Source organism: Aquicella lusitana (assembly GCF_902459475.1).
In the GTDB taxonomy this organism is placed as follows: Bacteria; Pseudomonadota; Gammaproteobacteria; order DSM-16500; family DSM-16500; genus Aquicella; species Aquicella lusitana.
This window is the reverse complement of record NZ_LR699114.1, coordinates 970856-984883: the sequence shown is the minus strand read 5'-3', so window position 1 is coordinate 984883 and position 14028 is coordinate 970856. Positions and strand designations below refer to the sequence as shown.

Here is a 14028-nt window from a genome sequence, read left to right as displayed (position 1 = left end):
ACGCAGCCTTTTTGTTAACATCAACAGGAATAGTAGACCAGCCTATGCTAAAACGTTTATTGCCACGTCAGGATGCTTTTTTTCAACTCTTTCAACAGGCAGCGGACAAACTACTTTTGGCTACCACTGAATTTTCAAACCTCTTACAGCATCTGGACAACCAGCAATATTATGTCGATGCCATCGCAAAACATGAAGAAGAAGCGGATCAGATCGCATATACTAATTTTGAATTGCTGCATAAAACATTTATTACCCCTTTTGACCGTAACGATATCCATCAGCTGACAAGCGCACTGGATGACATTATTGATCTCATTAATCGCATTGCGCAGCGCTTTCCATTTTATCAACTGAGCAGCGTTCCTGAAGAAACAATCCAGTTATCGCGGCTTAGCGCAGAAGCAACAGAGCATCTTAAAAAAGCTATTTACTGCCTGCATTCTCTTAAAAATTCCGCTGAAATATTTCACCATTGCAATGAAATAGAACGTGTCGAAAGCAGAGCTCATCAAGTCGTTTTAGCCGGTGAAAAAAAACTATTTATGGATGAGGAAGACTTTAAAACCTTTTTCAAACTGAAAGAAATCTATGCTCACTCCAAATTAGTTATTAACCGCTGCCAGGACGTTGCCAACATCCTAAAAGGCATCGTACTCGAGTATTCATAATATGGAATCATCCATGTCTATCGTTATTATCACTATTGGTTTCGCGCTTCTGTTTGATTTTCTGAATGGTTTTCATGACGCTGCCAACTCCATTGCCGCAATTGTCTCAACCCGCGTCATGAAACCTCACTGGGCTGTTCTTTGGGCTGCTTTTTTTAACTTTATTGCTTTTTTATTCTTTGGCGTACACGTGGCAACGACCATCGGTACAGGACTGGTTGATCCACATGTGATTACCACACAGGTGATTTTTTCCGCTCTGCTGGGCGCCATTTTCTGGAATATTTTTACCTGGTTTTATGGCTTGCCATCCAGCTCTTCGCACGCACTGATTGGTGGATTACTGGGTGCATCAGTTGCTTATGCCGGCATACACCCGCTTAAATGGGTGGGCATTTCCAAAGTGTTAGCAGCCATTGTCATCTCGCCCCTGCTCGGCATGGTGATAAGCATGATCCTCATCGTCCTGACCGCGCGCATCTTTTTTTATACTAATCCGCAGCGCGTTGAAGGCTGGTTTCGACACTTTCAATTTTTATCTTCCGCTTTCATCAGTCTTGGCCATGGGAGCAACGATGCACAAAAAACCATGGGTATTATCGCCATTCTGCTCTATTCCTCGGGTATGCTAGGCAGCCATTTTTACGTGCCAGCGTGGGTCGTCATACTTTGTAATTTCGTTATTGCATTTGGTACTGTCTGCGGGGGCTGGCGTATTGTCAAAACCATGGGCATGAAAATTACCAAACTAAGGCCGCTCAGTGGATTTTGCTCTGATACCGCCAGTGCAACTACTCTCGCACTTGCAACCACCCTGGGCATTCCCGTATCGACCACGCATACAGTAACTGGTGCGATTATTGGCGTCGGCTCATTAAACGGGTTTTCAGCAGTACGCTGGGGAGTGGCAAGAAGTATCGTTTGGGCCTGGGTATTAACTATCCCGGCTTCAGGCTGCGTTGCCGCAGCAGTTTGGGGCATCGCCCAATTTTTCAATTCAGATAATGGGATCCCGATGTATGCAGCGAATTTGTTAATGAGAGGATAATTGACGGTTGACCCTAATTGAAATAGCTCAGTAATCCTGTTGTGCGCTTCTGAAAATAAGCCGGATCCGCAATCAAGCCGGCTTGGGAAGCGATCATGCCCAGATCTCCTTCAAATAGCGCTCCTTCTACGGCTTCTTTTTTCTTTATTTTAAGATAATCAGGCAACCCGCCGAGCTCCACATCACTGATAAGAAACGACTGCAGCACTTCCACTGCCGCTTTTTTCTCATCTTTGTTATACCCCCCCATCCATTTTTTACCATAATCCACTAATGAATGGGTATAATTATAACTCAGCCATTTTTTGCTGTAATTCGGCAACCAGCCTGCTGATGTCGTATGTTCACCTTCTTTCTCACGCTGACGCCAGTAAATTTCACTAAAACAGAATAAAATTGCCCTGTCGTGATCTGCATCTCCTGTGTAATTTTTCGATTTCTGGATACAGTAAGCCAACGCATCACCTTCCAGCATAATGCGGGCAAGCGTCTCAGTGCTGATGCAACCAATAAAATCTCTCCATTCATTTTTAGACAGAACACTTGTCATGATATCAACGAGCTCATGGGGATCCTTGATTTTCCTTAAAATAGTTTCCGCGAGTTTTTGATTCCCCTTCCTGCCATAACTCACTTTCATATGACACTTTTGTTCTTTAAGCGCTTTGAATAATTCATTACTCGAATTAGGCGGAATAGGCATCTGGAGTCTCTGGGTCGAATATTCAATCACATCATAATAATAAAGCGCTTCAAGCGAATGATTAATAATTCGCTGGGTTTCATTTTCAGTTAATTTTTTTTCACTTCCATCCGTATGAAACAGCGTTGTTGTTCGGGATTTATCAGCCGCATTTAAGCAAGGCCCTACTTCGATGAATGTGTGTGTATCATCGCTCATGATAAACTCATTAAAGTTGAGTGAAAGCAGCCGCTCCAGCAATTCCCCTTTATAGAGATTTTTTATCGATGGCATCAGCAACAGATAAGGATGCGTTTCTAACAAAGTCGCCAGATGCTGCGCAAGCAACAGACAGGCACGATTGATACGGCTATTAGGATAATGGAAATAAACAGCATCAGTACCCTGTATGCACTCCCAGCGATCATTCAAAAAAATCAGAATGGTTTCAAGACAGCACTGGATTGCACCCATTTCAGGACCGGGATAATTTTTCAAAATCTGATTAATCTGCGCTTCCGACCGCACAAACTGTTCCAAAACTAGGTTTAATTCCCGGAAAGCCAGATCCGATTCAATACGAACCAACGGTTTAAGATGAGGACATTCTTCTAACAGCTGGAATGCTTTTAAAACATCTTCTACCACCTCCTTAATCCGTGTATGCATATTCGCCCTCAGTAAGGATTCAGATTTAGTCATTGTACCTCGCTCATCACGAGGTACAATGAAACATTCATTTCAAACCATTGTCTTTCGTACAGTCGAATTCAACTCCACATCCGGGGTTGAAAACTGCAATGCCTGCTCTGCAAACATCTTTAAGTCACTTTTGTTTTCTAACAAGGCTCCGCTAAAAGGACTTAATTTTGACTGCGGATTTTTAAACACTTCTCTTAAATCAGCCAACTTTCCTGGTCCCATTAGCCACAGCTGCAATGCCGCTGCACTCTTGATTTTAAATTCACCTGTAAAAACAATTTTAGACTCGTCTGCGTTATTCATATAAATAGCACTGACAAAAAAGTTTAGCAACGTGCCTGTCCAGGATTTGATATGACTGCCCTTTGCTCGCTCTTTGCAATATATTTCCAACACAGCAATTAAAACCGCCTTTTTATATTCATCATCGGCAGGATACTGACTTTTATCTTTAAAAAGCGTATCGAGTTTTATATCGCCATTGGTAACCCATTTCACTATCTCCGCCGTACTGACATTGACAAGCGAATCTTTTAAGGCTTTCAACCCCTGCTGATCATCCTCGTATCGGGATTTAAATGATAAAAATTTTTCAATAAAGTGTTGCTGTGTCTCGACGCCTTTCCAGGTTTCAGTGAGATCTGATTCAATCTTTGTATTTTCTACGGGAGTCGTCGGCCGCTTGCTGACTTCGGTTTCATCTATTTCACGCTGAGTCTTTTCCACCGAAGCCATTACCTGCTCGGTTTCGCCCACTTCTTTTGCAAGCCGCGGCGTAAGCGCATTATAGTAATCCACCAGTTTCTGCGCCTTGTCAAAAGCAGTTTTTTTGGGTGAGGACTCTTCCACCATTGGAAACGTGGCGAATTCCCAATCCGCTTTAGGCATTTCCGTTTCCGGGACGCTGTGCATCACCTGCGACGAGAGATCGGGCTTGCCAGCTTTCATACCCGATTTAGCCTGCATCATTTTTAAAATTTGCGCTTCACTGGATTGTAAATAATCTTTTAACTGGAGCCTAACTTGGTTTTTACGCCGGTGCTTGGGTTGGTTATCATCGGGTGGTAATCTATCTATATCAGGCACTGGATGTATAGGATGATTGACTACTTGCTTCGTTGATTTGCTATTTTTGCCCATAACTTGTCTCCTCCTTGAGAAAGGTTAGTTGAAACCATCCACATCAAGATAAAGATTATTTCTTAAGGTTTTCTTAAATTGTTCCAATGGCAGGATAATATGGTAAAATTTTGCTTGATCGAGCGAATTCAGCTGCGTAAAAAATCATAACTATAATTATAAAATAAGATTGAGATTAAACATGGTTAAAGCCAAGCAAAAATTCCACTATCTGCCAGACGGAACACTGGATATCCCATTATGGTTAGCATCCATTCAAAACAAACATGCGCTAAGCCAGGTAACACAGTTACAAAATGCCTGCGAAATGACGCAAAAACTGACGCAGGGACTCACTACTTTCTATGGCCAACCCCGCCTTGAACATGGACTTGATGTTGCGGAAGTGATACTGGACCTTAAATTGGACCAGGAAACAGCGGCTGCCGGCATTATCAGCAGCGCTTTGTCATTGACACCACAGGTGATCGAGCAAATTAAAAAAGCAATGGGAGATGAGATTGCGTCGCTGATGCTGAGTGTTCAGCAAATGGATATCATTCCCGCCATACAAAAACAGCAGCAGACACGCAATCAATTACAAGTAGATAAAATACGGAAAATGCTGCTGGGCATGGCCAAAGATATACGTGCCGTCATCATCAAATTGGCTGATCGTTTGAGTTTCATGCGTGGAATCAAAGCCATTGCACCTGAGGAACGCAAACAGTTCGCTCAGGAAGTACTTGATATTTATGCTCCGCTCGCCAACCGCTTAGGTATCGGTCAAGTCAAATGGGAGCTGGAAGATTTAGCCTTTCATTATCTCGATCCGGTAACTTATAAGACGATTGCAAGCTTTCTCGCCGAACGGCGCATTGATCGTGAAAAACGTATTAACGAAATCATTCATCGCCTGCAGGATAAATTGCAAGCTGCACACATCCGGGCCGATGTTAATGGCCGCGCTAAACACATTTATAGCATTTATTTAAAAGCGCAGCGCAAGCATGTGGATTACCAGGATATTTACGACCAAAGTGCCGTGCGTATTCTTGTTCCTACCATTCAAGATTGCTATGAAGCCTTAAGCATCGTTCATAGCTCGTGGCCACCCATCATGGAAGAATTTGACGATTACATCGCTCATCCCAAACCCAACGGTTATCGTTCTATTCATACCGCCGTGTTGGGTGAAAATGGCAAGCACTTTGAAATTCAGATTCGCACTTATACCATGCATGAAGAAGCAGAACGCGGCGTTGCTGCGCACTGGTTATATAAGGAAAATAAAGCGAATCCTTTAGACGATTCAACCAAAATCTCGTATCTGCGCCAATTGCTTGATTGGCACAAGGAAATCGCCCAATCAGATCAAATAGCGGATGTTGCACAAGCAACCCATACGGATGATCGGGTATATGTGATTACACCTGCAGGTGATATTTTGGATTTGCCTCACGGCGCAACACCGCTTGATTTTGCCTATCACATTCACAGTGAATTGGGACACCGTTGCCGCGGCGCCAAAATTAATGGACAAATTGTGCCTTTGACCTATTCACTACATACGGGCGATAAGGTGGAAATCATCACTGTGTTGCAAGGCAATCCCAGCCGCGACTGGCTGAATCCGGAACTAAATTACGTCAAAACTTCACGTGCTCGAAGTAAAATTTCTCACTGGTTTAAACAGCAGGCATTAAATGAAGATATCGCATCAGGGAGGCAGGTCTTTGAGCGGGAGCTTGCAAGGCACGGGTTAGCCAAAACAACTTCGCTTAGCACAATTGCGCGTTATTTTAATCTAAAAGATGAAAATGCCTTATTAGCTTCGCTGGGACGCGGCAATGTGCGCATAGGCCAAATCATGCAATTAATACAACCTAAAGAGCATGAGAAAGCCGCACCGACAAGCATGGCGGCAACACTTGTCAAACCGGTGCGCGAAAGTAGCAACGCCATTGCGGGCGCAGCCGATTTGCTCACCCGCTTTGCCAAATGCTGCAAACCTATTCCGGGTGATGCGATTATTGGCTATATTACCCATGGTCGCGGCATTTCTATTCACAAAAAAACCTGCCAAAACGCCAAACAGTTATCCGATCCCAGGCGTTTTATCCACATAGACTGGGATAAGCAAAAAATAGGCGTGTTTAGCACGGATTTAAAAATCGTGTCGCAAGATCAGGATGATATTTTATCGGATTTAACTTCGCTGTTTGCCAATGAAAAAATCAGCCTGCTGAGCTTTCATTCCACGTTTAATAAAAACCAGAACAAAATATTCATTCGGGTCACCGTACAAGTCCAGGACCTGCAGCAATTGCATAACCTATTGAACCGTATACAACAATTGCCCGGCGTTATTGAGGTAACACGAATGAAATAGCCGGACAGCATGCTAAAAACATTCGTGAGGGTTCAGGCCTTAAAACCTAATATTCTCTTAATATTTATTGTATACAATTTCCCCCATTCTAATTATAAAGTTATAATGAGGGCTGGCATGTTTCGCAAAAATAAAACACCGAACAAGATTTCAATTATCCCGTCAACGGAAATGCAATTAGGTAATTTTGCATCTTTTCCGAATGAATTAATGCTTTATGTCCTCAGCTTTTTAAATCCAAAGGAACTGTGCATCGTCAGCAAGCTTTCAAAAGTGTTTTATGAGCTGGCGAATAATAACGATTTGTGGCGATTGTTTTTTAAAGAAGGGGTAGGCCTGGGTCTAGGAGACTCTTCGTATAAAAATGCATTTATCGTCAAACCTCAGCTTATTCGTGACGAATATGCCCAGTTCAGTTTATTCGCAAAAATGAATCGTTTAGGAAATTTGCTCGCCCAATTGGAAACAAACGAAATTAAATTTTATAACAAAAAGAAAACGGTACTTGCAACATATCTCAAAAAACAATTGGAAAAAATAGAAAAAAACAAATCACCTGTTTTAACGCTAGAAATTTACGGAACTTTAACTGAGCTTAATCAATTTTTTTCGATATTGTCGAAATGCAAAAGCATTTTTAGCGATGGCAGACCAATGCATTTATTTTATAGTGCGCTACTTGAGACGTTCGAAAAACATGGTAATAGTATTACGCTTATCAAGCCAGAATGCTTACGTAAAATAAACCATTATTTACAATCAGCTGCCAGCCTGGAACAAATCAAAACGCTACTTAATGTTCTCGTCACGACTGATTTGGCAAGGCATGCTCAACTGCCTGACATCATTGATCTGATGATTCAGCGGCTCAATCAGATCGATGCAGGACCAGCCAGAGCAAGTGACTTGATGGCTTTGGCTGCCACTATTAAACAACAGCCAACGCATAAAAAAGGATTTTAATAACTGCTGAATTACCGTTATCAGAACACTCGCCATTAAAAAGGTTTTACATTTTTTTGATTTTTCATTTTCATTTCGGCAAGGATGCCGTTATATAAATTGGCAATCCGCGAATGTATTGACTGGTATTCCTGCGCTTTAGTTTCCAAAAATTGCGAAAGCTCGGGCACGCCTTGGCATTGTTTCATTTGAGCGAGGTCGTTGCCAAGCGCAATCTGCTCCGGTGAAATTGGCCCAAACAAAACCGTTGGAGATACAGATGCGGGAGCAGATAACTTTGAAGTGATATTTTTCTCTATGACATCGATCCATTCCTGCAATAACACTTTATTCATCAATTTCCTAAAAGGCATGACCCATTGCGCAAGCAGGGTTAATTGATCTTCTGTTAGAGTTTGATCCAAGAAATTAAAATAACTTGATTTACGCATGTTGCTATACTCCTTTATAGCCATCATATTTGCCGTCGAAAGCTTTGCTGTCGCAACTATCTCGGGAATCGTGTGTCCATAGAATACAAATGGATTATAAAACAGCGGCATATCAGGAAGCTTCAGCATAATATGCCAAAGGGGTGTCAATGTATTCAAAAAAACACGATTATTGGCATCAATAAAAGGATGAATAAGCAAAAATAACTGTAAATGTTCATATAAAAAGGTATATCTTTCATCCAAACTTTTATTCAAAATCCCTTTCGCGCCCAAATGAAACTGCCTGATTGTTTCTGTCAATAAATCATTCATCTCAGCCACATCAGGGAATTGAATCAGAAACTCCTGGTCTGTTCCTTCAATATGGATCATTAATTCTTTAGCAAGCGTAGCCATATCGGTCGCATTGAAGGCCAGCTTGTTTTTATCCAGGCAGTCAAGGCAAACCAGATATTTTTTTTACTCTGCCGCATCGCTAGTCATTTCTTCAGCTTTCATTAACAATTCGCTGGTAAAGGAATGTATCACGGATTGAAACACGCTGTTTTCAGCGTTTTTTCTGATTAAAGCAATAACGGTATGAAAATCATCGCCAAGCGCTAACTCTTTTAATGCGGTCTCAATAATCGCCCGATCTTTTAATTCAACAGATTGATCTAGTTTTGATCTTAACTGATTTTTGATCATTACAACGATCAAAAAATACTTAAAATACTGGTTAAGCTGCTCTTTGGTATAAGCTTTATGATGAAGCGCATTAATAGACCCAAGAATAGTATTTTCGTCTGCGCCTTCAATTTTTTGAATAGCTTGAAAAATATCCGCCAGTTCCTTGAGGATTCTGCTCTTATTAATAAAATTCTGATAATTTTTATAATCTTTATTCCCGCACAGCATTATTGTTTGAATTTTTTTATTCTGGATTAATTCAACAAGGTGAGCGACTCCGCCGTCAGACACTTCATTCGTTGGCAAAACAAGACATTCTTCATTATTGCTGCGGTATTTGCCTGATGTTTCAGCCTTGACAGTCTCCATCTTTACTTTTTTCGTATCAGTCACGATCTTGTGAAGCATCTGAAATAAGGAATGAGACGCGGGCAGAAAAGCATCTTCCTCATCGAGTTCTTTTAGCTGATTGGAAGACGCTTCCAGTATCATTTTAAACGCTTCTGCAAAAGCCTGGAACTCGGCCTCAATACAACCTGGTTCGCGCTTTTCAAATTTAAAACAGCCGTTCTCTTTTCGGACGAGCTGTATTTCCACTACGAGATATAAAAGCAACGGATCCGATAACTGGGCCAACTCTTTTAATTGATCTTTAATAGAGAGAGGTTTTTCTTTTGATTTGATGTTATATAGATCATATAAATAGTTAAGTGCTGCCTCTCTATCTTCACCAAGAAGAAGGAAAGTATTATATACCTCGTCATTTTCAAATAATGATTCCAGGCTTCCTTCAGAGCGTTCTAGCATGGTACCTCTTTTGTTTCTTATTCAACAGGATAGGGACGCAATAGTGAACAAAATCTTATTATTCAGATTATAGCATTACTACGCTGAATCAACGGGAAAGAAAAGTTACCGTGCAGGAAGGTGGTAAAAGGGGATTACTTTTTATTGCGTTTATCCAATTCCCGAAAATAGGCCAGCCGTTCAGCGATTTTAGCTTCAAGCCCACGCGGTGTAGGGTAATAATAAACGCGGGGAGCGATCGCTTCAGGAAAATAATTTTCACCCGCCGCGTAAGCTTCCGGTTCATCATGTGCGTAACGATAAGCCTTGCCATAACCCAGTTCTTTCATTAGCCGAGTAGGCGCATTGCGTAAATGTAGCGGCACTTCCAATGATCCTTGCGCTTTTGCATCACGCATCGCCTCTCCAAAGGCGGTGTAAAGCGCATTACTTTTAGGCGCGCAGGCGAGATATACCACTGCTTGTGCGATAGCGAGTTCTCCTTCAGGAGATCCTAGGCGTTCATACACGGCGCAGGCTTGCAAAGTCATTTCAAGCGCCCGTGGATCCGCAAGGCCAATGTCTTCGTTCGCCATGCGAACTGCACGGCGGGCGATATAAAGTGGATCACATCCGCCATCCAGCATGCGGCACAGCCAGTATAAAGCAGCATCAGGCGAGGATCCCCGCACGGCTTTGTGCAGAGCAGAAATCTGATCGTAAAACGCCTCTCCTTGTTTGTCGAAACGCCGCAAATTCACCTGCACTACTTCTGCCAATAGAGCGGGTGTCACTTCGAGTTTACCGCCCTGCGCTTGCGCGAGATCAGCAATAATGGCGAGCAGATTCAATAACTGCCGCGCATCGCCATCTGCCGCCTGTACCAGCGTACGCTGCAATTCCTCGGGAAAGGTCAAGGCGATTTTTCCAAGCCCCCTCGCCTTGTCTTTTAATGCTGATTGCAAGACCTGAAGCAGTTCTGCTTCAGTCAATGCTTTTAAAATATAGACACGGGTGCGTGACAACAATGCACTGTTTAATTCAAATGAAGGATTTTCAGTGGTTGCGCCAATAAAAATAAAGCTACCATCTTCGATAAAAGGAAGAAAAACATCCTGCTGCGCTTTATTAAATCGATGCACTTCATCAATAAATAAAATCGTCGATTGCTGGTTTTCAAGTCTTGCAGCCTTTGCTTCTTCCACAGCTTTGCGAATGTCTTTTACACCCGAAAAAATAGCAGACAAGCGCTCAAATCGGGCATGGGTTTTTTCGGCCATCAGCTGCGCGAGGGTCGTTTTGCCTGTACCAGGCGGCCCCCACAAAATCATGGAATGCAAAATACCTTGTTCAATCGCGCGTCGCAGCGGTTTGCCTGGCCCCAGTAAATGCGGTTGGCCTATAAACTCGTCCAGTAATCGCGGCCGCATGCGCGTTGCAAGCGGCTGGAATGATTCCTGTAAGTGATTATCTGTTTCTTCGCGTTTCATCAATGACATCTACGTTCGCAGGCGGCCTGAATGTAAATAAAGAGGCGGAAAGAGAAACATTGGTTTTGATATTTTTAAATTGAATGCCAGTTGTATGCCCCAAGTGGTCACGCAGCAGCATTTCGCGGATTTGATTATTCATAAACCCCATTTGGACAGAAGCAAACATATTATCTCCGCTTCGCGGCGTCAGCTGATACCACTGCAAACCGGATGATTTTTTAGATAGAGATTTAACGACATAGTCTTTTTCCAGCACACCCCCGACATGACTTAACAAAAGAGCAGGTGTTTCCCCCGCTGTTTGATTCAGTGCGCGAATGGTCACCTGCTCAAGATCGGGATCATAAATCCATAATCTTTTGCCATTGGCAATAATCACTTGCGGTATGGGCCTTGTCACTTCCCAGCGAAATTTACCCGGCCGCTGCAAAGCCATTCGTCCGTAGGAACGCTGACCGCCTTTGCCGCGGTTATCATAAACAACCTGCGAAAAATCGGCCCGCATGGATTGTGTTCCACTGAGAAGTGCACTTAATTCAGCTGCAGCCGTTTGCGCCCGAGCAGCGCCCGCCATCAAAAAAAGAGTGAGAAAGAAGAAACGCAAAAATACGGTTTTCATATCAACCTCGATGAGTAAAGAATTTGACATTCGGTTAAGCAAAGGAGATTGTTTATTCTCAATCGCCCGGCGGTGCTGCCGCCAGCACTTCACGCGAACCACTATTGTCCATTGAGCTGACCACACCAGCCAGCTCCATCTCTTCCATCATGCGCGCCGCCCGATTATACCCGATACGCAGACGGCGTTGTACCAGCGAAATAGAAGCGCGGCGGCTTTCCGTTACAATGCGCACCGCTTCGTCATATAAAGGATCCTGTTCACCGCTCCCGGCCTGATCACCCCCGCCGCTACCCACTGCATCATCTGTGACTTCCTGTAGATACGTAGGCTGGCCGCTAGAACGCCAGGCTGCTACGACCCGGTGAACTTCTTCATCTGCCACATAAGCGCCATGGACGCGTATAGGCACGCCTGCGCCTGGCGGCAGATAAAGCATATCGCCATGCCCCAGCAGCTGTTCTGCGCCCTGCTGGTCCAGAATAGTGCGTGAATCGATACGCGACGATACCTGAAAGGCAACCCGAGTGGGAATATTCGCCTTGATTAAGCCTGTAATCACATCGACAGAGGGACGCTGCGTAGCCAGAATAAGATGAATACCCGCTGCCCTCGCCTTCTGGGCAATACGGGCAATCAAGTCTTCGACTTTTTTGCCCACAACCATCATCATGTCCGCCAGCTCATCTACAATCACTACAATCAGCGGTAAAGGCTCAAGGGTAATCTTTGCCGACTCTTCATCCGTTACCAGTGTCCCTGGCAGGGGAATAGGCTGTCCCTGCTTAATGGCGTCATTCACTTTCTGATTGTAGTTAGCAATATTACGCACGCCGAGCGAAGCCATCAGTCGGTAACGCTTATCCATCTCTGCCACACACCAACGCAGCGCATTCGCCGCATCTTTCATGTCAGTAATGACTGGCGTCAACAAATGGGGAATACCGTCGTAAACAGAAAGTTCCAGCATCTTGGGGTCAATCAGAATAAAGCGCAATTGCTCAGGCGTTGCCTTAAACAGCATGCTGAGTAACATGGCATTCAAACTGACTGACTTACCTGAGCCAGTTGTCCCTGCAACTAACAGATGCGGCATCTTTGTGAGATCAACCACCACTGGATTACCGGAGATATCCTTACCCAGCACCAGACTGACCGGCGAACGCGACTGGGAATATCGCTGCGATTCCAGGATATCGCGCAAGCTCACCAGTTCACGGTTCTCATTGGGTATTTCAAGTCCGATAACGGATTTGCCTGGAATCACTTCAACCACCCGTACACTAATAGTGGATAAAGAACGTGCAATATCCTTGGCAAGTCCGGTAATTTTGCTCACTTTAATACCTGGTGCTAATTCAAGCTCAAATCGCGTGATGACCGGACCAGGATGAACGGCAACTACTTTGGCTTCCACGCCAAAATCAGAAAGGCGGTGCTCAACCAGTATGGAAAGTTCTTCAAAAGAAATATTCGCAAAGGCTTTTTCTGCCGCCGGTGCTGGCGGATTTAACAAGGTATAAGGCGGCAATGCACCCGGCGCCAGCTTGATACCTGGATTCGTATCGATCTTCTTTTTTTCACGCGAGGGCGCTTCCACTTTAGGCACTACCGTCTTAGGTGCGACGGGCGGTGGCATGACGTTATCGATCAGTTTGGGTTCTTCGCGCCGAGATGGCTTCAGTTTTTCAATCACCGGCTCGGCACGCAAAGACGTTTTTCCCGTTTCTGCCGCAGCGGCTTGTTGACGTGCACGTAAATACTGCCAACCCTGGTAAGCACGCTCTCCGACCCTGTCTATCACGCCAAGCCATGACAATCCTGTGACCAACGTGATACCGCAAAGGAGAAAGGTAATAAATAAAAGCGTGCTGCCTGTCTGATTAAAGAGCAGCGAGAGCCCACTGCCCAATAAATCACCGAAAATACCGCCCGCATCCGCTGGCAAGCGGCCCTTGGCCTGCAAATAAAAACTGACTAATCCACAGCTGCTGCCGATGAGCAATAACCAACCGCCCGTTTTAAATATCCATTCGCGCGACTTCTTCTGGTTGTCCTCATTCTGCTCCTGCAGACCCAGCCAGCTCGACAAGACAATCAGAAAAGGAAAAAGATAGGCTACCATTCCAAACAGGGAGAGGAAAACATCGGCCAGCCATGCGCCCACACGGCCTCCCCAATTCACCACGCGGCTACCTACGCCTGTGCTTGACCAGCCAGGGTCACCTGCATGATAAGTCGCAAGCGAAATTAACAAAAACACCGCACAGGCTACAAGGACAAGAAACAAGCCCTCACGCAGACGGTGGCGCATCTGAACAGACATGGGTCGCCGCTTTTTATTGTCTACGGCCTGTTTATAACGATTTTTCATAATTGTAAGTAATGGTTTACCTGAATTAGTCCTTCTCGTACTATATACCACCTACTCTGAATGAGAAATAGAGACA

11 protein-coding genes are annotated in these 14028 nt (G+C 44.2%); 4 read left to right on the top strand and 7 right to left on the bottom strand.

The genetic code is table 11. From position 1 onward, the window contains the following. Positions 1–44: 44 nt before the first annotated feature. Together AQUSIP_RS04570 and AQUSIP_RS04565 are read left to right on the top strand one after the other, a co-directional pair. Positions 45–671: a DUF47 domain-containing protein gene (locus AQUSIP_RS04570; protein ID WP_114833278.1), complete on the top strand. Its 627-nt coding sequence runs from the start codon at positions 45–47 to the stop codon at positions 669–671. A 1-nt stretch (position 672) separates the two neighbouring features. Beyond that, the gene (locus AQUSIP_RS04565) at positions 673–1719 is read left to right on the top strand and encodes an inorganic phosphate transporter (RefSeq protein ID WP_114833277.1); all 1047 of its coding nucleotides are present in this window, start codon (positions 673–675) and stop codon (positions 1717–1719) included. 13 nt (positions 1720–1732) lie between these two features. Here the strand turns inward: AQUSIP_RS04565 and AQUSIP_RS04560 are convergent, their stop codons facing one another. Continuing rightward, entirely contained in the window at positions 1733–3070 is a 1338-nt protein-coding gene (locus AQUSIP_RS04560; RefSeq protein WP_148326085.1) for a hypothetical protein, read from the bottom strand. Positions 3071–3142: 72 nt separating this feature from the next. Further along, positions 3143–4243 carry a hypothetical protein gene (locus tag AQUSIP_RS04555; protein WP_114833275.1) on the bottom strand — a complete coding sequence of 367 codons (1101 nt, stop codon included), beginning with the start codon at positions 4241–4243 and terminating at the stop codon, positions 3143–3145. Positions 4244–4424: 181 nt separating this feature from the next. Here AQUSIP_RS04555 and AQUSIP_RS04550 point away from each other — a divergent pair, with 181 nt between their 5' ends. Next, positions 4425–6614 (top strand): RelA/SpoT family protein, encoded by a 2190-nt coding sequence (locus AQUSIP_RS04550; RefSeq protein ID WP_114833274.1) that lies wholly within the window; start codon positions 4425–4427, stop codon positions 6612–6614. 117 nt (positions 6615–6731) lie between these two features. Further along, positions 6732–7577: an F-box-like domain-containing protein gene (locus AQUSIP_RS04545; RefSeq protein WP_170131711.1), complete on the top strand. Its 846-nt coding sequence runs from the start codon at positions 6732–6734 to the stop codon at positions 7575–7577. Positions 7578–7612: 35 nt separating this feature from the next. On the opposite strand, the gene AQUSIP_RS04540 is transcribed toward AQUSIP_RS04545, so the two are convergent. The 5 genes from AQUSIP_RS04540 to AQUSIP_RS04520 form a co-directional block, all read right to left on the bottom strand. Continuing rightward, positions 7613–8407: a hypothetical protein gene (locus AQUSIP_RS04540; RefSeq protein ID WP_114833272.1), complete on the bottom strand. Its 795-nt coding sequence runs from the start codon at positions 8405–8407 to the stop codon at positions 7613–7615. Positions 8408–8470: 63 nt separating this feature from the next. Beyond that, on the bottom strand, positions 8471–9487 hold the full coding sequence (locus AQUSIP_RS04535) for a hypothetical protein (RefSeq protein WP_114833271.1): 1017 nt from the start codon (positions 9485–9487) through the stop codon (positions 8471–8473). A 134-nt stretch (positions 9488–9621) separates the two neighbouring features. Further along, positions 9622–10956, bottom strand: coding sequence for a replication-associated recombination protein A (locus tag AQUSIP_RS04530; RefSeq protein WP_114833270.1), 1335 nt, complete (start codon positions 10954–10956; stop codon positions 9622–9624). After that, positions 10934–11578 carry an outer membrane lipoprotein periplasmic chaperone LolA gene (lolA, locus tag AQUSIP_RS04525; protein WP_170131709.1) on the bottom strand — a complete coding sequence of 215 codons (645 nt, stop codon included), beginning with the start codon at positions 11576–11578 and terminating at the stop codon, positions 10934–10936. The genes AQUSIP_RS04530 and lolA overlap by 23 nt, the downstream gene beginning before the upstream one ends. Before the next feature lie 58 nt (positions 11579–11636). Further along, positions 11637–13904: a DNA translocase FtsK gene (locus AQUSIP_RS04520; RefSeq protein WP_232058634.1), complete on the bottom strand. Its 2268-nt coding sequence runs from the start codon at positions 13902–13904 to the stop codon at positions 11637–11639. Positions 13905–14028 lie beyond the last annotated feature (124 nt).